Origin of the sequence: Streptomyces sp. GS7 (genome assembly GCF_009834125.1) — a bacterium.
GTDB lineage: Bacteria > Actinomycetota > Actinomycetes > Streptomycetales > Streptomycetaceae > Streptomyces.
Genome location: NZ_CP047146.1, coordinates 5,709,956 through 5,727,281, shown reverse-complemented (window position 1 = coordinate 5,727,281; position 17,326 = coordinate 5,709,956). Strand labels below are relative to the sequence as shown.

The 17,326-nt window shown below is 72.6% G+C and carries 22 protein-coding genes; 10 read left to right on the top strand and 12 right to left on the bottom strand.

Going from position 1 to position 17,326, the window contains the following annotated elements; all coding sequences use genetic code 11:
* The first annotated feature begins 94 nt into the window (after positions 1 to 94).
* Together GR130_RS24925 and GR130_RS24920 are read left to right on the top strand one after the other, a co-directional pair.
* Positions 95 to 1,309 carry an 8-amino-7-oxononanoate synthase gene (locus tag GR130_RS24925; RefSeq protein WP_159506780.1) on the top strand — a complete coding sequence of 405 codons (1,215 nt, stop codon included), beginning with the start codon at positions 95 to 97 and terminating at the stop codon, positions 1,307 to 1,309.
* A 291-nt stretch (positions 1,310 to 1,600) separates the two neighbouring features.
* On the top strand, positions 1,601 to 2,029 hold the full coding sequence (locus tag GR130_RS24920; protein ID WP_159506779.1) for an ATP-binding protein: 429 nt from the start codon (positions 1,601 to 1,603) through the stop codon (positions 2,027 to 2,029).
* Positions 2,030 to 2,069: 40 nt separating this feature from the next.
* Here the strand turns inward: GR130_RS24920 and GR130_RS24915 are convergent, their stop codons facing one another.
* The gene (locus GR130_RS24915) at positions 2,070 to 2,999 is read right to left on the bottom strand and encodes a LysR family transcriptional regulator (RefSeq protein WP_159506778.1); all 930 of its coding nucleotides are present in this window, start codon (positions 2,997 to 2,999) and stop codon (positions 2,070 to 2,072) included.
* Between the two features lie 71 nt (positions 3,000 to 3,070).
* Here GR130_RS24915 and GR130_RS24910 point away from each other — a divergent pair, with 71 nt between their 5' ends.
* Entirely contained in the window at positions 3,071 to 3,751 is a 681-nt protein-coding gene (locus GR130_RS24910; protein ID WP_159506777.1) for a LysE family translocator, read from the top strand.
* A 77-nt stretch (positions 3,752 to 3,828) separates the two neighbouring features.
* Here GR130_RS24910 and GR130_RS24905 read toward each other — a convergent pair whose 3' ends face one another.
* The 3 genes from GR130_RS24905 to GR130_RS24895 all read right to left on the bottom strand — a co-directional run bounded on the left by GR130_RS24905 (position 3,829) and on the right by GR130_RS24895 (position 5,614).
* Positions 3,829 to 4,293: a C40 family peptidase gene (locus GR130_RS24905; protein ID WP_159506776.1), complete on the bottom strand. Its 465-nt coding sequence runs from the start codon at positions 4,291 to 4,293 to the stop codon at positions 3,829 to 3,831.
* Between the two features lie 370 nt (positions 4,294 to 4,663).
* Positions 4,664 to 4,972 (bottom strand): hypothetical protein, encoded by a 309-nt coding sequence (locus tag GR130_RS24900; protein ID WP_159506775.1) that lies wholly within the window; start codon positions 4,970 to 4,972, stop codon positions 4,664 to 4,666.
* A gap of 6 nt (positions 4,973 to 4,978) precedes the next feature.
* Positions 4,979 to 5,614 (bottom strand): ATP-dependent Clp protease proteolytic subunit, encoded by a 636-nt coding sequence (locus tag GR130_RS24895; RefSeq protein WP_159506774.1) that lies wholly within the window; start codon positions 5,612 to 5,614, stop codon positions 4,979 to 4,981.
* Positions 5,615 to 5,673: 59 nt separating this feature from the next.
* Between GR130_RS24895 and GR130_RS24890 the strand changes: the two genes are divergently transcribed.
* A complete protein-coding gene (locus GR130_RS24890) occupies positions 5,674 to 5,988 on the top strand; it encodes a type II toxin-antitoxin system Phd/YefM family antitoxin (protein WP_159506773.1) in 315 nt (104 codons plus the stop codon).
* A gap of 57 nt (positions 5,989 to 6,045) precedes the next feature.
* On the opposite strand, the gene GR130_RS24885 is transcribed toward GR130_RS24890, so the two are convergent.
* Positions 6,046 to 6,993, bottom strand: coding sequence for a M28 family metallopeptidase (locus GR130_RS24885; RefSeq protein WP_159506772.1), 948 nt, complete (start codon positions 6,991 to 6,993; stop codon positions 6,046 to 6,048).
* A 529-nt stretch (positions 6,994 to 7,522) separates the two neighbouring features.
* Here GR130_RS24885 and GR130_RS24880 point away from each other — a divergent pair.
* From GR130_RS24880 to GR130_RS24855, 6 genes are all read left to right on the top strand, one after another.
* Entirely contained in the window at positions 7,523 to 7,825 is a 303-nt protein-coding gene (locus GR130_RS24880) for an urease subunit gamma (protein ID WP_159506771.1), read from the top strand.
* Between the two features lie 17 nt (positions 7,826 to 7,842).
* A complete protein-coding gene (locus GR130_RS24875; protein ID WP_159506770.1) occupies positions 7,843 to 8,154 on the top strand; it encodes an urease subunit beta in 312 nt (103 codons plus the stop codon).
* Positions 8,147 to 9,868 carry an urease subunit alpha gene (locus GR130_RS24870; RefSeq protein WP_159506769.1) on the top strand — a complete coding sequence of 574 codons (1,722 nt, stop codon included), beginning with the start codon at positions 8,147 to 8,149 and terminating at the stop codon, positions 9,866 to 9,868. Before GR130_RS24875 ends, GR130_RS24870 begins: the two co-directional genes overlap by 8 nt.
* Before the next feature lie 119 nt (positions 9,869 to 9,987).
* Positions 9,988 to 10,662, top strand: a complete 675-nt coding sequence (locus GR130_RS24865; protein WP_159506768.1) for an urease accessory protein UreF — start codon at positions 9,988 to 9,990, stop codon at positions 10,660 to 10,662.
* Between the two features lie 64 nt (positions 10,663 to 10,726).
* The gene (ureG, locus tag GR130_RS24860) at positions 10,727 to 11,422 is read left to right on the top strand and encodes an urease accessory protein UreG (protein WP_159506767.1); all 696 of its coding nucleotides are present in this window, start codon (positions 10,727 to 10,729) and stop codon (positions 11,420 to 11,422) included.
* Entirely contained in the window at positions 11,419 to 12,234 is an 816-nt protein-coding gene (locus GR130_RS24855) for an urease accessory protein UreD (protein ID WP_159506766.1), read from the top strand. Before ureG ends, GR130_RS24855 begins: the two co-directional genes overlap by 4 nt.
* 4 nt (positions 12,235 to 12,238) lie before the next feature.
* Here the strand turns inward: GR130_RS24855 and GR130_RS24850 are convergent, their stop codons facing one another.
* The 7 genes from GR130_RS24850 to GR130_RS24820 form a co-directional block, all read right to left on the bottom strand.
* A complete protein-coding gene (locus tag GR130_RS24850; protein WP_159506765.1) occupies positions 12,239 to 12,613 on the bottom strand; it encodes a hypothetical protein in 375 nt (124 codons plus the stop codon).
* 56 nt (positions 12,614 to 12,669) lie between these two features.
* Positions 12,670 to 13,065 carry a roadblock/LC7 domain-containing protein gene (locus GR130_RS24845; protein WP_159506764.1) on the bottom strand — a complete coding sequence of 132 codons (396 nt, stop codon included), beginning with the start codon at positions 13,063 to 13,065 and terminating at the stop codon, positions 12,670 to 12,672.
* A 70-nt stretch (positions 13,066 to 13,135) separates the two neighbouring features.
* A complete protein-coding gene (locus GR130_RS24840) occupies positions 13,136 to 14,047 on the bottom strand; it encodes a hypothetical protein (RefSeq protein WP_159506763.1) in 912 nt (303 codons plus the stop codon).
* 9 nt (positions 14,048 to 14,056) lie between these two features.
* Entirely contained in the window at positions 14,057 to 14,440 is a 384-nt protein-coding gene (locus GR130_RS24835; RefSeq protein WP_159506762.1) for a hypothetical protein, read from the bottom strand.
* Positions 14,441 to 14,629: 189 nt separating this feature from the next.
* Complete coding sequence (locus GR130_RS24830) at positions 14,630 to 15,619, bottom strand: ABC transporter substrate-binding protein (protein WP_201304985.1); 990 nt, start codon at positions 15,617 to 15,619, stop codon at positions 14,630 to 14,632.
* Positions 15,620 to 15,659: 40 nt separating this feature from the next.
* Complete coding sequence (locus GR130_RS24825; RefSeq protein WP_201304984.1) at positions 15,660 to 16,490, bottom strand: ABC transporter permease; 831 nt, start codon at positions 16,488 to 16,490, stop codon at positions 15,660 to 15,662.
* Positions 16,487 to 17,266, bottom strand: coding sequence for an ABC transporter ATP-binding protein (locus GR130_RS24820; RefSeq protein ID WP_159506761.1), 780 nt, complete (start codon positions 17,264 to 17,266; stop codon positions 16,487 to 16,489). The genes GR130_RS24825 and GR130_RS24820 overlap by 4 nt, the downstream gene beginning before the upstream one ends.
* Between the last annotated feature and the right edge of the window lie 60 nt (positions 17,267 to 17,326).

Below are 17,326 nucleotides of genomic sequence, written 5' to 3'. Positions count from 1 at the left end.
GTCCCCGTGCGGAACGACCGCTAACGTCTATCGACAGCCCACAATCACGGCCGATGCGAAGCCCGCTTTCGAGGCCGCCGGACGAAGGACGCCGATGCCGCACGACCCCGCCCCGTCGCTGCTGTACGACACCCCGACCGCGGCGCCCGCCGCGCCCCCGCGACCGGCGACCGGCGCGGCCTTCGACTGGATCGACACCGCTCGCGGCGAACGCCGCCGCGCCGGACTCGTCCGGACGCTGCGGCCCCGCCCCGCCGACTCCCCGCTGCTCGACCTGGCGAGCAACGACTACCTGGGGCTTGCCCGGCACCCCGAGGTCGTGCACGGCGCGGCCGAGGCCGCGTACCGCTGGGGCGCCGGCGCCACGGGCTCCCGGCTGGTCACCGGCAGCACCGAACTCCATGCCCAACTGGAGCGGGCGCTGGCCGAGTTCTGCGGATTCGAGGCGGCGCTGGTGCTGTCCTCCGGCTACGCCGCGAACCTCGCCGCGGTCACCGCACTCACCGCCCCCGGCACCCTGCTCGTCTCCGACGCGGGCAACCACGCCTCCCTCATCGACGGCTGCCGGCTCTCCCGGGCCCGTACCGAAGTGGCGCCGCACGCCGACCCGGAGGCCGTGCGCGCCGCGCTGACCGGTCACGACGGGCGGGCGCTCGCGGTGACCGACTCGGTCTTCTCCGTCGACGGCGACGCCGCGCCGCTGCCCGCGCTCGCCGACGCCTGCCGGTCGCGGGGCGCGGCCCTCCTCGTCGACGACGCGCACGGGCTGGGCGTGCTGGGCGACGGGGGCCGCGGCGCGCTGCGGGCCGCCGGACTCGCCGGCGACGCCGATGTGGTGACCACCGTGACGCTCTCCAAGTCGCTGGGCTCGCAGGGCGGTGCGGTGCTGGGCCCGGCCCGGGTCATCGAGCATCTGGTCAACACCGCCCGCACGTTCATCTTCGACACCGGGCTGGCGCCCGCGGCCGTCGGCGGCGCACTCGCCGCGCTGCGCTTGCTGGAGCGGGAACCGCAACGTGCCGCACGAGCCCGGGAGGTGGCGCGGGAGCTGCACACCCGGCTCACCGCTGCGGGCCTCGCGGCCGTCCGCCCGGACGCCGCGGTGGTCTCGGTACGGGCCCCCTCCCCGGAGGCCGCGGTGCGCTGGGCCGCCGACTGCCGCGCGGCCGGGCTGGTGGCAGGCTGCTTCCGGCCGCCGTCCGTACCGGACGGGATCTCCCGGCTGCGGCTGACCGCACGCGCGGACCTGACGGATGACCAGATCGCAGCGGCGGTGGGCACGATCGTGGCCACCGCACCGCCGGTCTGAGCCGTCCGGGCGGCGGTTCCCACGCCGTACGGGGCACCGCCGCCCGGCCGGACACCGCGCGCCGCGAGCGCCTCCTCTGCCCCAAATACGGCCTCTCGTAGCAGAGTTCACCGCATCGGGCGATAGAACAGCGATAGAACTCTGTATATCTTGGGCGATCGCCCACCGTACCGGCAGCATGGGTGGCAGTCTGGCGCACAGCACACATCCGAGGCCGTCGGCGTCCTGATCGGCATCTCGGCTTCCCGGCGGGCCGGAGCCGAGCCTCGGTGGGAAAGGGACGGCGTCGCCATGGCAGACCACCAGGAATCCAGCCTCACCCTGCCAAGCGACCCGACCTCGGTCGCCACCGCCCGCAGACACGTCCTGGACGTACTCACTCAGTGGGGCCTCCCCGGCGGCTCCGACACCGCCGACTCCGTCCGGCTGATCGTCTCCGAACTCGCCACCAACGCCGTTCAGCACACCTTCGGCCAGTCCCCGACCTTCACCGTCGAGCTGCGGCTGGACCGCGACGAACGGCTGCGCATCGGCGTCACCGACAGTCACCCCCGATGGCCGCGCCGGCTGCCCGCCGCCGTCCAGCAGGACAACGGCCGGGGCCTGGTCATCATCCGCTGCCTGGCCGCGGAACACGGCGGCCGGCTCTCGGTGGAGCCGACCGCCACCGGGGGCAAGACCGTCTGGATCGCGATGCCGTGGCGGGCGCCGGTGCCCTGAGCCCGCCACGGCCGGCGGCGGACGTCGGGGCGTCGAGGAGTCAGGGCGTCGGGCCGTTGCGGGCCGGGTGGCGGGCGAAGGCGCCGCGCAGCAGCGCGCGCAGGGTGTCCGCGGCCGGGGTCCCGCCACCGGGGCGGTAGGCCACCGAGATCCGGCGGCGCAGCTCCGGCGGTTCCAAGTGCCGGATGCCCAGCGGGGTCACCGAGCCGGTCGCCATCATCTCCGGTACCACCGCCACCCCCAGGCCCGCGCTCACCAGCGCGCACACCACCGCATAGCCCGGCGACTCGCAGCGCACCGCGACACTCGCCCCGGCCGCGGCCAACGCCGCTTCCACCGCCCGCCGGTTGGGGTCGGCCGGGGCCATGCTGACCAGCGGCTGCCCGGCCAACTCGGCGAGCGGCAGCCGCCCGGAACCCGCCGACAGGGCGTGGCCGGGCGCGGTGACCAGCACCAACTCCTCGGTCAGCAGTGCCTCCAGCCGCACTCCGTCCGGCGTCGGCAGCGCCTCGCCCGGCACGTACTCATGCGTCAGCGCCAGATCGACCTGCCCGACCGCCAGCGCTTCCGTGCCCTCGGGCGGTACGTACTCGGTGACGCTCAGCTCCACGTCCGGGTGGGCGCGGCGGAAGGCGCTGAGCGCGGGCGGCAGCAGATGCGTACCGGCGGTCATGAACGTGCCGACCCGCAGCCGGCCGCCGGAGAGCCCGGCCAGCAGGGACAGCTCGTGCCGCGCCTGGTCCAGCTCGTCGAGCACCCGGCGGGCCCGGACCAGCAGCAGCTCGCCGGCCGCGGTCAGCCGGGCCCCGCGGTGGTGGCGCACCAGCAGCGCCGTCCCGGTCTCCCGCTCCAGCTTGGCGAGCTGCTGGGAGAGCGCGGGTGCCGTGTAGCCGAGCCGGGCCGCGGCCCGGGTGATCGAGCCGGCCTCCGCGACCGCTACGAGAGCGGCCAGCCGCGTGGGGTCGTACATAAGAACCTCTTTAGGCCCACCTACGAGAATGCCAATACCCATTAAAGGCTCTGGTCGGTGACGATGGCGTCATGGACGGACAGCTGATCACCTTCACCGGGGTCGCCGCGGGCATGGTCACCCTGCCGGGCGCGGACTTCGCGGTCGTGGTGCGCAACGCCCTCGACTCGCGCCGCGCGGGGGTGGCGACCGCCGTCGGCGTGGCGGGCGGGCTGCTGGTGCACACCGCACTGGCGGTGGCCGGCCTGGCCGCGGTGCTGGTGGCCGTGCCCGCACTCTTCGGTGCCGTCCAACTCCTGGGTGGTGCCTACCTGTTGTACCTGGGCGTCCGCGCGCTGACACCGGTCCTGCGCCGACCGGTCGCGCCGCCGGACGCCGCGCCCGCCACCCCGGGCACACCCGCGGCGGCACCCGCGGCCCGCCCCGCCGGGCCCGCGGTCGGCCTCGGTGCCGTGCAGTGCCTGCGCCAGGGCTTTCTGACCAACGCGCTCAACCCCAAGGCCCCCGTCCTCTTCCTCAGCCTGCTCCCGCAGTTCGTACCGGCGGCAGCGCCGGCGCTGCCCCGGACACTGCTGCTGGCCGTGATCGTCGTGGCCATGGCACTGGTGTGGTTCCCCGCCGTCGCCCTGCTCGTCGACCGGCTGGGCACGTGGCTGCGCCGCCCCCGGGTGGCCCGCGCCCTCCAGGCCACCACCGGCGCCCTGCTCACCGCCCTGGGCGGCATCCTGCTCGTCGAGCTCGTCGTCGCCTGAACACCCGCCCTGCGGGCACCGCTCACTGACTGCGCACCAGTCGCCGCCACCGGCCGGGCATCAGACGTCACGGCAGGTCAGCGGACCCGCCCGTACCAGACCGCGCGGCTCCAGATCCGCTCCAGGCGGACCACGCTGCCGGACTTGGGCGCGTGCCAGATCCGGTCGCCGCCGGCGTAGATGCCGACGTGGTAGATCCCCTTGCGGGAGTGGAAGAAGACCAGATCGCCGTCCCGGCGCGCGGCGCGCGAGACATGCTCGGTGTGGTGGTACTGGTCCGCCGCGGTGCGCGGGAGCGACCGCCCGGCCCGCCGGTACGAATACAGCGTCAGCCCCGAGCAGTCGAAGCTGTCCGGCCCCTGCGCACCGTACTCGTAGGGAGCGCCCTTCTTGGAGGCGGCGATCCGCAGCGCCGTGGCGGGCACGGACGCCGCCTCGGTCGCTCCCGGGGCCGTCGCCGTGCCGCCCACCGCGACCAGTGCCAGGGCGGACACGGCGCCGGCACGCATCAGGAGATGCGGCACCTGCACGCGCATGGTCATGCGCAACCCTTCGTCAGCCGGTGATCCGGACAACGGCGGGGTTCAACTGCCCGTCCGGACCGCCCCGTCGCTGTGGCGGGGTCTTGTCGTCGAGGGGATCGTCACGCAACCACTCCCCGATTTCCTCGCTGAAATTGCCTTATGTGGCATTGGTCACATTTAGCCTCAATGGGGGATTTTCTCCGCTCCGGCGCGACGACCGGCGCGTCGCTGAGGCCGGGACCAGCGGCGAAACGCAAGGGACAGCGGAAATCCCGGTGTTCCGCGCAATTTCTCGCTCCCTTACCGCAGGCGCGGACGCTACGCCGTAAGTGCGATCCGGAGTCGTTCGTGTCCCCTGTCTGCCCGCCCTGCGCTTCGCGCCGGTGCCTCAGACCTCCTGCTGCGGCGGCACCGCGACGCGCCGGGCCCGGCGCTCTCCGTCCAGCACCCGCAGTGCCCGGCCCAGCGTCTCGTGGTGCAGTTCGCTCTCGCCCCGGTCGTGCATCAGCGTCAGCGCGTCCCGCAGCTCCGCGGCCTTGCCGACCAGCGCCTGGGCGGCGCGCAGGCTGCCGTAGGTGGAGTCGCCGCGGGCCGGGTTGATCCGGCCCAGCAGGTCGAGGGCCGCCAGATAGCAGTCGATCAGCTCGCCCTCGGCCCGGGTCAGTGCGGGCAGCGGCGGCAGCTCTGGTGGCAGCACGGCGGCTCACCGCGCCGCGGGCCGGTCGGCGGACCGCTTGCGGTCGCGGGTGAGCCCGTCGATCAGGCCGTACTCCCGGGCGGCCGGGGCGTCGAAGACCGTGTCGCGCTCGATGTCCGCGGCGATCCGCTCGCGGGGCTGCCCGGTGTGCTCGGCCAGCATCTCCTCCAGCCTGTCGCGGGTGCGCAGCAGTTCCTCCGCCTTGATCTGGAGATCGGTGGTCTGCCCCTGGACCGGCTCGGCGAACGACGGCTGGTGGATCAGGACCCGGGCCCGGGGGAGGGCCAGCCGCTTCCCCGGGGCGCCGGCGGCCAGCAACACCGCGGCCGAGGAGGCGGCCTGCCCCAGGCAGACGGTCTCCACGTCGCAGGAGACGAAGCGCATCGTGTCGTAGATGGCGCACATCGCGGTGAACGAGCCGCCGGGGGAGTTGATGTAGAGCGAGATGTCCTGGTCGGGCGCGGCGTGTTCGAGGTGGATGAACTGCGCCATGACGTCGTTGGCGCAGGTGTCGTCGATGGGGGTGCCCAGGAAGACGATCCGTTCGCTGAGCAGCTTGGAGTACGGGTCCATGGTCCGGGTCCCGTCGGTGGTGCGTTCGGTGAACTCCGGCAGGACGTGGCGCGCCGCGGGTCGCAGCATGACTGCTCCTTTCCCTCCGTAAAAAATGTACAGGACGTACATCCCGTTAGAATGGGAGCATGGCCTACGAAATTCCGGTGACGCAAGCCCGAGCCGAGCTGGCGGATCTGATCAACCGCGTCGTCTACGGCGGTGAGCGGGTGGTCGTCACGCGCCACGGGAAGCCGCTGGTGGCCCTCGTTTCCGCCGCTGACCTGGAGCGACTCGAAGAGCTGGGGCGGCGCGCGGCGGATCCGGAACAGGAGCAGGTGATCAGCACGGTCTCCGCTGTCCGGCAGCTGCCGTCCGCTGCGGGCGAACGGCAGCGGTTCGGCATCGCGGCAGAACACCGCGACCCGGCTGCCGGGGATCGGCGGCCGGGTCGCGGGAGGTGACCGTGCGCTGCGCGGTGGCGGTCCGTCAGTGCGGGACCGCCCGGTGCCGCGGTGGCGTCAGGAGCTGAGCTGCCACAGGGCGTTGGCGATGGCGTTGCTGTGGTTGTGCAGTGCGGTGTCGTCGATGTTCTTGGACGTGTCGCAGGACTGGTGGTAGCAGGGGTCGAACGCCTTGCCCGCGGTGCCGCCCCACTCCTTCGCCTGGGCGTCGGTCTTGATGTAGTCGGCGCCGGAGAACAGCCCGCCGACGGGGACGCCGGCGTTCTTGAAGGGCGCGTGGTCGGAGCGGCCGTCGCCCTCGGTCTCCCGCTCGGTGGGGATCTTCTTGTCGGCGAACCAGTCCTTGAAGACCTTCGTCAGCCGGGCGTCGTATTCATAGACGAAGTAGCCCGGGTTCGGCGAGCCGATCATGTCGAAGTTCAGATACGAGTCGAGCTTCGCCTTGTCGGCGCCGAGGCTGTCGACGTAGTGCTGGGAGCCGACCATGCCGTCCTCCTCGTCGCCCCACCAGGCGAACCGCAGGTGCTTGGCGGGCTTGAGGTGCTCCCGGGAGACGGTGAGCGCGATCTCCAGGAGGCCGGCCGAGCCGGAGCCGTCGTCGTTGATGCCGGGGCCCGCGTCGACCGAGTCCAGATGGGAGCCGGCCATGACGGTCTTGTCCTCGGCGCCGCCCGGCCAGTCGGCGATGACGTTGTAGCCCTTGGCGCCGCCGTGCTCGAACTCCTGGAGCCTGGTGGTGAATCCGGCGGCGTCCAGCTTGCCCTTGATGTAGTCGACCGACGCCTGGTAACCGGGCTGCCCGTGGGCGCGGTTGCCGCCGTTGGCGTCGGCTATGGACTGGAGCTTGTCGAGGTGTGCCTTGACCGCGGCCACCGGGATGTCCGGGGCGGAGAGCGGCCGGGATGAGGTGGCCTGGGCCGCGGCGGCGGTGCCCAACAGGGCCGCGACGGCGGTGCAGGCGCCGGTGGCCAGCACGATACGGCGGGTACGGATTGAGCGGGTCACGATGTGGCTCCGATGCTGGTGTGGGGGAAGTGTTGCCCAGCTGATTTGACGCGCTCATGAGGATTACGACCGACTTTGAAATCAGTCAAGAGCGGTTACCGGACAGTCGCGTTCGTGAATCGGAATGACGTCTGTTTTATGCGGATAGTTCCGCTTGCTGTCGCGTATCGCGGAGGCCTCGGGCTTTCCGGAACGGTTTCCGATGTGTGGAATTCGCCACCGGATTTCCGCACAAACCCGTCGGGCTGGGGGGCGGGAAAGGCTGCGGCGAATCCGGTCGCCCCGGTGGCGGTCGGTGATTTCCGGTGTGTTACGCCAAGCGCGCCAAGGGTTCCGTGCCCGCCGTCCGCCGTAACGGCGATGAAATATCGGCGAACTAGGTTGGAGCGATGGGGTGGTTGATGTCCAAGTGCTGGTGGCCGGTTTGCTCCCCCTTTAATCACTGTGTGGTACATCTAACTGAACGGGTGTGTCAACGCCCGTGACCTGGGCAAATGCACCCGGGCGGGAACACTGTGAGGTGGAACGTATGCAACTGACCCCGCATGAGCAGGAACGGTTGATGATTCATGTGGCGGCAGACGTGGCCGAAAAGCGGCGGGCGCGGGGATTGAAGCTCAATCATCCGGAATCCATCGCGCTGCTGACCGTGCACATCCTCGAAGGTGCCCGCGACGGCCGTTCCGTAGCCGAGCTCATGTCCTCCGGCCGGAAGGTGCTCACCCGGGACGACGTCATGGAAGGCGTCCCCGAGATGATCCACGACGTGCAGGTCGAGGCGACCTTCCCCGACGGCACCAAGCTCGTCACCGTTCACGAACCCATCAACTGACCGCGGGAGTAACGAAGATGATCCCGGGACAGATCCTCTACGCCGACGAGCCGGTACGCCTGAACGCAGGGCTCCCCCTCACGCGCATGACCGTCCTCAACGCCGCCGACCGTCCCGTCCAGGTCGGCTCGCACTACCACTTCGCCGAGGCCAACCCGGGCCTCGACTTCGACCGCGACGCCGCGCACGGCAAGCGGCTGAACGTCGCGGCCGGCTCCGCCGTGCGCTTCGAGCCCGGTATCCCCACCGAGGTCGAGCTGGTCCCCATCGGGGGCAAGCGGATCGTCGCGGGCCTGCGCGGTGAGACCGGAGGAGCACTCGATGGCTGAGCTGACCCGCCAGGCGTACGCCGACCTGTTCGGCCCCACCGCCGGCGACCGGATCCGGCTCGCCGACACCGACCTGGTCATCGAGATCACTGAGGACCGCTCGGGCGGCCCCGGCCGGGCCGGCGACGAGGCGGTGTTCGGCGGCGGCAAGGTGATCCGGGAATCGATGGGCCAGTCCCGCGCCACCCGGGCCGAAGGCACGCCCGACACCGTCATCACCGGCGTCGTGGTGCTCGACCACTGGGGCATCGTCAAGACCGACGTCGGTATCCGGGACGGCCGGATCACCGCCCTCGGCAAGGCCGGCAACCCGGACACCATGGACGGCGTCCACCCCGACCTGGTCATCGGTCCGGAGACCGAGATCATCGCGGGCAACGGCAAGATCCTCACCGCCGGCGGTATCGACACCCACGTCCACTTCATCTGCCCCCAGCAGGTGGACGAGGCGCTGTCCGCGGGCATCACCACGCTCGTCGGCGGCGGCACCGGTCCCGCGGAGGGCAGCAAGGCCACCACCATCACCCCCGGCGCCTGGCATGTCGCCCGGCTCTTCGAGTCGATGGACGGTCTGCCGGTCAACGTCGGGCTCCTCGGCAAGGGCAACACCATGTCCCTGCCGTCGATGCGCGACCAGCTGAAGGCCGGCGTCCTCGGCTTCAAGATCCACGAGGACTGGGGCGCCACGCCCGCCGTCCTCGATGCCTGCCTGACCGTGTGCGAGGAGAGCGGCGCCCAGCTCGCGATCCACACCGACACCCTCAACGAGGCCGGGTTCCTCGGCGACACCCTCGCCGCCATCGCCGGCCGCTCCCTGCACGCGTTCCACGTCGAAGGGGCCGGCGGCGGCCACGCCCCCGACATGATCGCGATGGTCTCCGAGCCCAATGTGCTGCCCGCGTCCACCAACCCGACGCGACCGCACACCGTCAACACCGTCGAGGAACACCTCGACATGCTGATGGTCTGCCACCACCTCAACCCCGCCGTCCCCGAGGACCTGGCGTTCGCCGAATCCCGGATACGGCCCTCCACCATCGCCGCCGAGGACATCCTGCACGACCTCGGCGCCATCTCGATCATGTCCTCCGACGCCCAGGCCATGGGCCGGATCGGCGAGGTCGTGATGCGTACGTGGCAGACCGCCCACGTCATGAAGCGCCGCCGGGGCGCCCTGCCCGGCGACGGCCACGCGGACAACCACCGCGCCCGGCGCTACGTCGCGAAGTACACCATCAACGCGGCCATCGCCCAGGGCATCGACCACGTCGTCGGCTCGGTCGAGAGCGGCAAGCTCGCCGACCTCGTGCTGTGGGACCCGGCGTTCTTCGGGGTCAAGCCGCAGCTCGTCATCAAGGGCGGCCAGATCGCGTACGCGCAGATGGGCGACGCCAACGCGTCCATCCCCACCCCGCAGCCGGTCCTGCCCCGCCCGATGTTCGGCGCCTTCGGCCGGGCCCCCGGCAGCAACTCGCTCAACTTCGTCTCCCAGCAGGCCATCGAGGACGACCTCCCCGAACGCCTCCCGCTGGCCAAGTCCTTCGAGGCCATCCGCTCCACCCGTGGCGTCAGGAAGGCCGACATGCGCAACAACGACGCCCTGCCGCGCGTCCAGGTCGACCCCGACACCTTCACGGTGACCATCGACGGCGAGGTGGTCGAACCTGCCCCCGCCGCCGAACTCCCCATGGCCCAGCGGTACTTCCTCTTCTGACGTGCCGTCCATGTCGTCACCGAATGATCCGGAGCGCCATCGATGAGCGAGCGTAGCGAGCGAGCCATTCAAAGGTGCGTGCTGAGCGAATGCGAAGCCGAGCGAAGCGAGGTGTCGGCATGAGTCGCGCCGCGCTGCTCGTCCTCGCCGACGGCCGGTTCCCCGCCGGAGGGCACGCCCATTCGGGCGGCGCCGAACCGGCCGTCACCGCGGGACGTATCAAGGACGCCGCCTCCCTGGAGACCTTCTGCCGGGGCCGGCTGCACACCGCGGGCCTGGTCGCCGCGGGACTCGCCGCGGCAGCCGCCGGCGGCTGCGACCCGCTCCTCCTGGACGACGCCGCCGACGCCCGTACGCCCGTACCGGCGCTGCGGCAGGTCGCCCGGCGGCTCGGCCGCCAGATGATGCGGGCCGCCCGCGCCACCTGGCCCGGACCCGAACTCGACGCGCTGGCCGCGGCCCGCCCGCGCGGCGCCCACCAGCCGGTCGTCCTCGGCCTGGCCGCCCGGTCCGCCGGCCTGACGCCGCTGGACGCCGCGTACGCCGTGGCCTACGAGAACATCAGCGGCCCGGCCACCGCCGCGGTCCGGCTGCTGAGCCTGGACCCCTTCGACGCCACCGCCGTCCTCGCCCGCCTCGCCCCCGACCTCGAACGGGTCGCGGAACAGGGAGCCGAGGCCGCGGCCCGCGTCGCCGCCGAAGGACTCGACGCCCTGCCCGCCGCCTCCGCGCCGCTGCTCGACATCACCGCGGAGGCACACGCCGCCTGGCCGGTGCGCCTCTTCGCGTCCTGACCTCCGCCGCCCGCCCACCGCGCCGCGCATCCCGCGGCCGTACGAACCACCGGAGTGACCCACCATGCACCTCGACCACCAGGACGGCTTCCCCGAGCGGCACACCTACAGCGCCGCCGATCCGGTCCGCACGGACGGAACCCGGCGCGCCTTGCGGATCGGGCTGGGCGGCCCGGTCGGCACCGGCAAGACCGCCACCGTCGCCGCCCTGTGCCGCGCACTGCGCGACGAGCTGTCCATCGCGGTCGTCACCAACGACATCTACACCCGTGAGGACGCCGAGTTCCTGTTGCGTGAGGCGGTGCTGCCCGCCGAGCGGATCGCCGCGGTGGAGACCGGCGCCTGCCCGCACACCGCCATCCGCGACGACATCTCCGCCAACCTGGAGGCGGTGGAGGACCTGGAGGAGAGCGTCGGCCCGCTCGATCTTGTTCTGGTCGAATCCGGCGGTGACAACTTGACCGCGACCTTCTCCAAGGGGCTGGTCGACGCCCAGATCTTTATCATCGACGTGGCCGGCGGCGACGACATCCCGCGCAAGGGCGGTCCCGGCGTCACCACCGCCGACCTGCTCGTCATCAACAAGACCGACCTCGCCCCCTACGTCGGCGTCGACCTCGACGGCATGGCCCGCGACGCCAAGGCCCAACGCGGCGACCTCCCCGTCGCCTTCACCGCCCTCAAGCTGCCGAACGGTGTCCGTCCCGTGGCGGAGTGGGTCCGTGCGCGGCTGGCCGACTGGACCGCGGCACAGGCATGACCACAGTCCTTCCCACCCCCGCGGCGGTGCGGGCCACCGCCCTCCCGGCGGCCGGCCTGCGCGCCACCGCCCGCATCGTCGCGCGGGCGGACGCCCATGGCGCGACCCGGCTGCCGGTCCTCGACGGCGGCGGCCCGTTTGCGCTGCGCCGTATCCAGCCGCACGCCGGCCAGGCGCGGGTCTGCGTGGTGGGCGCCATGAGCGCCCCGCTCGGCGGTGACCGGCTGGGCATCGAGGCCACCGCCGAGGCGGGCGCCTCGCTGCGCGTCACGGCCGCCGCGGCGACCGTCGCGCTGCCCGGCCGCACCGCCGAACAGGCCACCTACGACGTGCGGTTGACGGTCGGCGAGGGGGCTGTCCTGGAGTGGCTGCCGGAGCCGCTGATCTCCGCCGAGGGCAGCGATCTGCGGATGACCACCACCGTCGAACTCGCCCCCACCGCCCGGCTCGTGCTCCGCGAGGAGCAGGTCCTGGGGCGCAGCGGCGAGCGGACCGGCGCCCTGCGCAGCCGCCTGACGGTCCGCCGGGCCGGCCGCACGCTGCTCGACCAGGAGACCGCCTACGGCCCCGGCGCCCCCGGCTGGGACACCTCGGCCGTCCTGGGCGGCAACCGCGCCGTCGGGCAACTCCTCGTCGTCACACCGGAGTACGAGCAGCAGCCGGCCGAGGTGCGGCTGCTGGGCGGGGTGGCCGGCGACGGCGCGGGCCAGGGCGTCCTGGCACCGCTCGCCGGACCCGCCGCCCTGGTCACCGCGGTCGCCCCGGACGGGCTGCGGCTGCGGCGGCTGCTGGACGAGGTCCTGGCCGGCTGAGGTCTCACACCTCCAGCTCGGCCTCCAGACGGGCGAGGCGGTGGCGCGCCAGCGCGAGGTTGGCGCGCTTCCGGTCCAGCACGAGGTAGAGGAACAGGCCGCTGCCGTTCTTGCCCGTCACCGGCCGGATGATGTGGTACTGCGCGGTCAGCGTGATCAGCATGTCCTCGATGGCGCCCTGGAGTTCCAGCATTTCCATGGTGCGCAGCTTGGCGCGTACGACGTCGGTGTTCCCGGCCGCGGCGATATTGAGGTCGAACGTCTGGTTGTCGCCGAGCGTGGCCAGCGCCATTCCGCTGGTGTAGTCGACCAGGGCGACGCCTATGGCGCCTTCGATGGTCGATATCGCTTCGGCGAGGGCCTTTTCCATTTGAGCCATGAGGGGTCGAGCCTTTCGGTGTAGGTAGTGCCTTCTCGTGATGCGCGGGCGGAATATCAGCGGCCCGGCGGTGCGTCCAGCAGGGTCGCGATGCGCGCCGCGGTCCGCCGGGCCTGTAAATGGAGCCGCCCGATATTGGTGTCCGGTCCCGCCACGGCCGTGAGGACCGCGCGGTGCCCGGCGGAATAGGCCGCGATATAGCCGCCCGAGCCACGTGTGAGGGATTCCTCGAACGCGCCCTGCCCGGTGGCGTCGGCCAGTCTTTTGGCGACCCCGATCGCCGCGGCGGTGAGCGCGGCGAGGCCGTCCGGTTCGATATCCGGCAGATCATGCGCGATGACCATGCCGTCCGCACTGGCCACCATTCCGCCGTGCAGGTGCCGCACTTGGTCGCGCAGTGCGAGCAGTTCCTCCCGGATTCCGGGTGCGATCGCCTCGGATTCGATCGTCATCGGTTTGCTGAATCTCCTTCTTCCGGCGCGCTTGCCGAATACGTGCCTCATGGCAGGGGTTCGCAGGGGTTCACAGGTTCTCCTCCAGCGCGGTGCGCAGTCGGACAAGGAGGGCGACGTCCGGATCGGCGGTCTCCAGGACGCCCGGGTCCGGCAGGTGCCAGCGCGGTGCGGCGCCGGGGGCCGCGGCGCGCCGGTCCGCCCCGGACGCCCCCGGCCGCCGCCGGGGCAGCGCCGCCGGCTTCGGGGGCAGCCGGATCAGCCCGGCCGCGGCCAGCCCCCGGACGTCGAGGAGCGTCAGATACGCGGACTGGCCCAGCGCATGGGCGAGTTCGTACGGGGTGTGCCGGCCGTCCGCGTGCTCCAGCAGCCGCCGCTGCCGACCGGTGACGGCCGGGCGCACTGCGCCGGCCGGCCCCTCCGGGCCACCCGGTCCGTCCGCTCCGGCCGAGCGGACCGGGACCACGGGGACGACCGGCGCCTCGTCGGCCGCCGCCCAGGGCCGCAGCCGGTCGAGCAGCGCCCGCCGGCGCGCCGTCGCCTCCTGGAGCGCCGCCGCGCCGACCAGGCGTACGACACCCAGCCAGTGCCCCTCGCCCGGTGTGAAGGTGGTGCTTCCGGGCGCCAGCGGCAGGACGAAGAACGCCGCGTCGAGGAGCGCCGCGAGCTGGCAGATCTCCAGCTCACCCTGGGTCAGCCACCCCTGCTCGACGAGGAACCGGCCACCGCGCCGCTGCGGACCCGCCGCCTCCGCGGCGCGCTGCCGGGACCGTGCGGAGAGCCGTCCGGCCGCGGTGAGCCGGGCCTCGGGCCCCGGAGCCGCCGGGCACTCGACGCAGTAGACCGCGCCCTCGCGGAGATAGACGCAGCCGTTCGGGGCGCGCAGGGCGCCGGTGGCGCGCTCGGCGGCGTACCGGCCGAGCAGACCGGACCCGCCGCCGTCGCCGGACGTGGCCGAACGGGTCGGCAGTGGAGGTGCCATGACGGGCCGTCAACCGGTGACCAGCTCCGCGGCCAGATCCCGCAGCCGTAACCGGGCGATGGCCAGATTCGCCTGGGCGCGATCCAGCCAGAGGTAGAGGAAGGTCTGGCTGTCGAAGGCGGTGGGCACGAAGCGGATCAGGTGGTAGCTGCGCGCGGCCGTGATGATCAGATCCTCCAGCGCGGGGCCTTCGCCGCCCGCGGTGTCGAAGGTGGCGTTGCGGGCCACGGCCTGCACCACCTCGGCGGTGTCCGCGGCGGCGGCGTCGTGATCGGCGTGCGGCGCCTGCCCGGCGGTACCGAGGGTCAGCCCGCTGGTCCAGTCGATCAGCCCGGCACCCAGGACTCCGGGTATCCCCATCGCTCGGGCCAACACCTGGTCGATACCGGGCACTTCAGGTCTCCTTCCGGCAGGCACACGGCAAAACGCGGAGGCTCTCCCACGTGGCGGTGAGTGGGAGAGCCTGCACGGAAGGTAACGTAACGCGGGCGCCGGGCATACGCATATGGGTCATGCGTACGGCAATTGACCGGTTCTCGCCCTTCCTCGGCCCGTTGTCTCCGGCCCGGTCCGCGGCACCGGTCAGCCCACCAGATCCCGTGCCGTGAGCGCTCTGCCGTCGAGCAGCCCGGCCTCCTGGTACGCCGCCTGCTGCCTCATCAGCTGCCGTGTGTCCGGGAGCAGTTGCGGGTCCCACTCGTACGACGGGGTGTGGCGCAGCACGCCCAGCCGCTGCCCGGTCGCCCGGGCCAGGATGCGCAGATTGACCTCCGCCGTCCGCCCTGTCCCCTGGAGGTCCGCGGCCCCCTTGCGCAGCGCCGTCAGGAACTTCGCGGCGGCCGGTGTCGCCGCGAACCGGGTCCCGAAGAGCACCCCGGTCGCGACCGTGCCCCTGGGAGGCACGGCCAGCGGCGTCGACACCCCGGCCTCCTCCATGGCCGTGGTGAGCGGTGCGGGCGGCAGCGCCGCGGCCACGCTCCCGGTGGACAGGGCGGTGCGCATGTCGGTGAAGGCGACATCGACCACCGTGACGTCCTTGAGGGTCAGCCCCGACTCCTGGAGCGCGGAGGCGAGTTGGTAACCACCCGCCGCACCCACCCCGCCGGACACCGCGATCCGCCGTCCGCGCAGATCGGCGGCGGTCTTGACCTCCCCCGAGTCCAGCAGCCGCTGGGACACCTCCAGCGCGGACGGGGACGGCCCGGCTCCGGTGGCGGCGCCCATCGACGCGGCGACCCGCACCTTCAGGCCCTTGGCCACCCCGTTGAACAGCCCCGCGGAGAACCCGGCCACCACCGCGTCCACCTTCCCGGAGGCGGCCAGCGGCACCGCGTCCTGGCCGTTCTTGACCGTCTCCAACCGGACCCGGAGGCCCTGCTCCTTGAAGTAGCCCTTGGCCTCGGCGATGTAGAGCGGGGCGAAGAGGGTGGAGGGGACGTGGGCGACCCGCACCGTGGACCCGCCGGCCGCGTCCCCGTCCGCACCGCCGCTCCCGCAGCCGGCGGCGAGCAGGGCGAGGACGGCGAGCAGCACCGGCAGGGCCGACCGGACGGGCGAGAGGGTACGGGGCATGGGGGAGGGGATCCTTTCGGCAGGCATCGGTCGGTCCCGGCTACTCGGGGCGCCAGGGCATCGCCCGGCGCCCGACCAGCGTCACCGCGGCGGAGAACAGCGTGCCCAGCATCGCGACCGCGACCAGGCCGACATACATCCGGTCCGGCTGGAAAAGCGTCCAGGCGTTCCAGATCAGATGGCCCAGACCGCTCTCGGACGCCACGAACTCGACCGCCACGACGACCACCACACCGAGCCCCGATGCCGTCCGCAGCCCGGTCAGCACCCCGGGCAGCGCGCCCGGCAGCAGCACGAACCGCAGCAGCCGCAGCCCCGAAGCGCCGTACGAGCGCGCCGACTCCAGCAGCCGGGGATCGATCTGGCGGACGGCGGAAGCGGTGTTGATCTGGAGGACGAAGAAGACGGTGATCGCGACGGAGAGGATCTTGGGGGTGTCGTTGAGTCCGAAGAGGAGCAGCAGCAGCGGCAGTACCGCGATCTTCGGCACGGAGTACAGCGCGGAGAAGAGCGGGCCCAGGGCGGCGCCCGCGGTGCGGGAGACGCCCATCACGAACCCGGTCAGCGCACCGGCCACCGCCCCGATCACGTACCCGGGGACCAGCCGCCCGAGTGTGGCGAGGGTGTCGGCGCCCAGGTCCCCCGACGCGGTCAGCTCGACGCACCGGACCGCGATCCGCGACGGCGGCGGGAACAGCAGCGCGTCGAGCAGGCCCGCCATCCCCGCGGCCTGCCAGCCCAGCAGCAGCACGGCCGGTACGGAGACGCCCAGCGCGGCGTGCCGCCAGGTCGTCCGCCGGGCCCGTACGACCACGGCGCGCACGGCGTCGTCGGCGGGTACGACGGCCCGCAGCCGCGGCGGGGCGGTCACCGGGCGCTCACCGACAGCTCGTCGCGCAGCACGTCCCAGATCCGGGCCCGCAGCCGGCCGAACTCCGGACCGTCCTGGATGCCGGGATCGCGGGGCCGGGCGAACGGCACCGCGAACTCGTCGGTCACCCGTCCCGGACGTGCCGACATCACCAGCACCCGGTCGCCCAGCAGCAGCGCCTCGTCGAGGGAGTGCGTCACCAGCACCACTGTCTTGCGCTCCTCCTGCCACAGCTCCAGCAGCTGCTCCTGCATCAGCCGCCGGGTCTGCGGATCGAGCGAGCCGAGCGGCTCGTCCATCAACAGCACCGGGCTGCCGGTGGCGAACGCCCGGGCCAGCGCCAGCCGTTGCCGCATGCCGCCGGAGAGCTGCTCCGGATACCCGTCGGCGAAGTCGGCCAGGTCCATCCGCAGCAGCCAGGCATCCGCGGCCCGTTCGGCCTCCCGCCGCCGGACACCCGCCATCCGCAGGCCGAAGGCGGCGTTGCTGCGTACGGTGAGCCAGGGGAGGACGGCGAAATCCTGGAAGACGAACGCCGCCGGGGGCACGGGCGGCCGCCCCGGCCGCCGTGTGACGGTGCCCGTCGACGGCTCCGTGAGCCCGCCGAGTATCCGCAGCAGGGTGGACTTCCCGCAGCCCGACGGGCCGACGACGCAGACGAATTCGCCTTCCCGGACGGTCAGCGAGACACCGTCCAGGGCCTGGACGGCGCGGCCGTCGACGAGGAAGAACTTGCCGATGTCCTGCGCGGACACCATGGGGGGCGGCACGGTCATGTCCGGACAGTTACCCGGCGCCACGCCCTGTGACCCGCCCTCGCCGCAACCGTGCTAATC

Excerpts from the sequence above, each read along its gene's own strand:
- GR130_RS24820 (WP_159506761.1), bottom strand. The coding sequence starts at position 17,266 with ATGACCGTGCCGCCCCCCATGGTGTCCGCGCAGGACATCGGCAAGTTC.
- ureG (WP_159506767.1), top strand. The coding sequence starts at position 10,727 with ATGCACCTCGACCACCAGGACGGCTTCCCCGAGCGGCACACCTACAGC.
- GR130_RS24920 (WP_159506779.1), top strand. The coding sequence starts at position 1,601 with ATGGCAGACCACCAGGAATCCAGCCTCACCCTGCCAAGCGACCCGACC.
- GR130_RS24865 (WP_159506768.1), top strand. The coding sequence starts at position 9,988 with ATGAGTCGCGCCGCGCTGCTCGTCCTCGCCGACGGCCGGTTCCCCGCC.
- GR130_RS24880 (WP_159506771.1), top strand. The coding sequence starts at position 7,523 with ATGCAACTGACCCCGCATGAGCAGGAACGGTTGATGATTCATGTGGCG.
- GR130_RS24830 (WP_201304985.1), bottom strand. The coding sequence starts at position 15,619 with ATGCCCCGTACCCTCTCGCCCGTCCGGTCGGCCCTGCCGGTGCTGCTC.
- GR130_RS24895 (WP_159506774.1), bottom strand. The coding sequence starts at position 5,614 with ATGCTGCGACCCGCGGCGCGCCACGTCCTGCCGGAGTTCACCGAACGC.
- GR130_RS24890 (WP_159506773.1), top strand. The coding sequence starts at position 5,674 with ATGGCCTACGAAATTCCGGTGACGCAAGCCCGAGCCGAGCTGGCGGAT.
- GR130_RS24840 (WP_159506763.1), bottom strand. The coding sequence starts at position 14,047 with ATGGCACCTCCACTGCCGACCCGTTCGGCCACGTCCGGCGACGGCGGC.
- GR130_RS24915 (WP_159506778.1), bottom strand. The coding sequence starts at position 2,999 with ATGTACGACCCCACGCGGCTGGCCGCTCTCGTAGCGGTCGCGGAGGCC.
- GR130_RS24875 (WP_159506770.1), top strand. The coding sequence starts at position 7,843 with ATGATCCCGGGACAGATCCTCTACGCCGACGAGCCGGTACGCCTGAAC.
- GR130_RS24850 (WP_159506765.1), bottom strand. The coding sequence starts at position 12,613 with ATGGCTCAAATGGAAAAGGCCCTCGCCGAAGCGATATCGACCATCGAA.
- GR130_RS24845 (WP_159506764.1), bottom strand. The coding sequence starts at position 13,065 with ATGACGATCGAATCCGAGGCGATCGCACCCGGAATCCGGGAGGAACTG.
- GR130_RS24855 (WP_159506766.1), top strand. The coding sequence starts at position 11,419 with ATGACCACAGTCCTTCCCACCCCCGCGGCGGTGCGGGCCACCGCCCTC.
- GR130_RS24925 (WP_159506780.1), top strand. The coding sequence starts at position 95 with ATGCCGCACGACCCCGCCCCGTCGCTGCTGTACGACACCCCGACCGCG.
- GR130_RS24905 (WP_159506776.1), bottom strand. The coding sequence starts at position 4,293 with ATGACCATGCGCGTGCAGGTGCCGCATCTCCTGATGCGTGCCGGCGCC.
- GR130_RS24870 (WP_159506769.1), top strand. The coding sequence starts at position 8,147 with ATGGCTGAGCTGACCCGCCAGGCGTACGCCGACCTGTTCGGCCCCACC.
- GR130_RS24910 (WP_159506777.1), top strand. The coding sequence starts at position 3,071 with ATGGACGGACAGCTGATCACCTTCACCGGGGTCGCCGCGGGCATGGTC.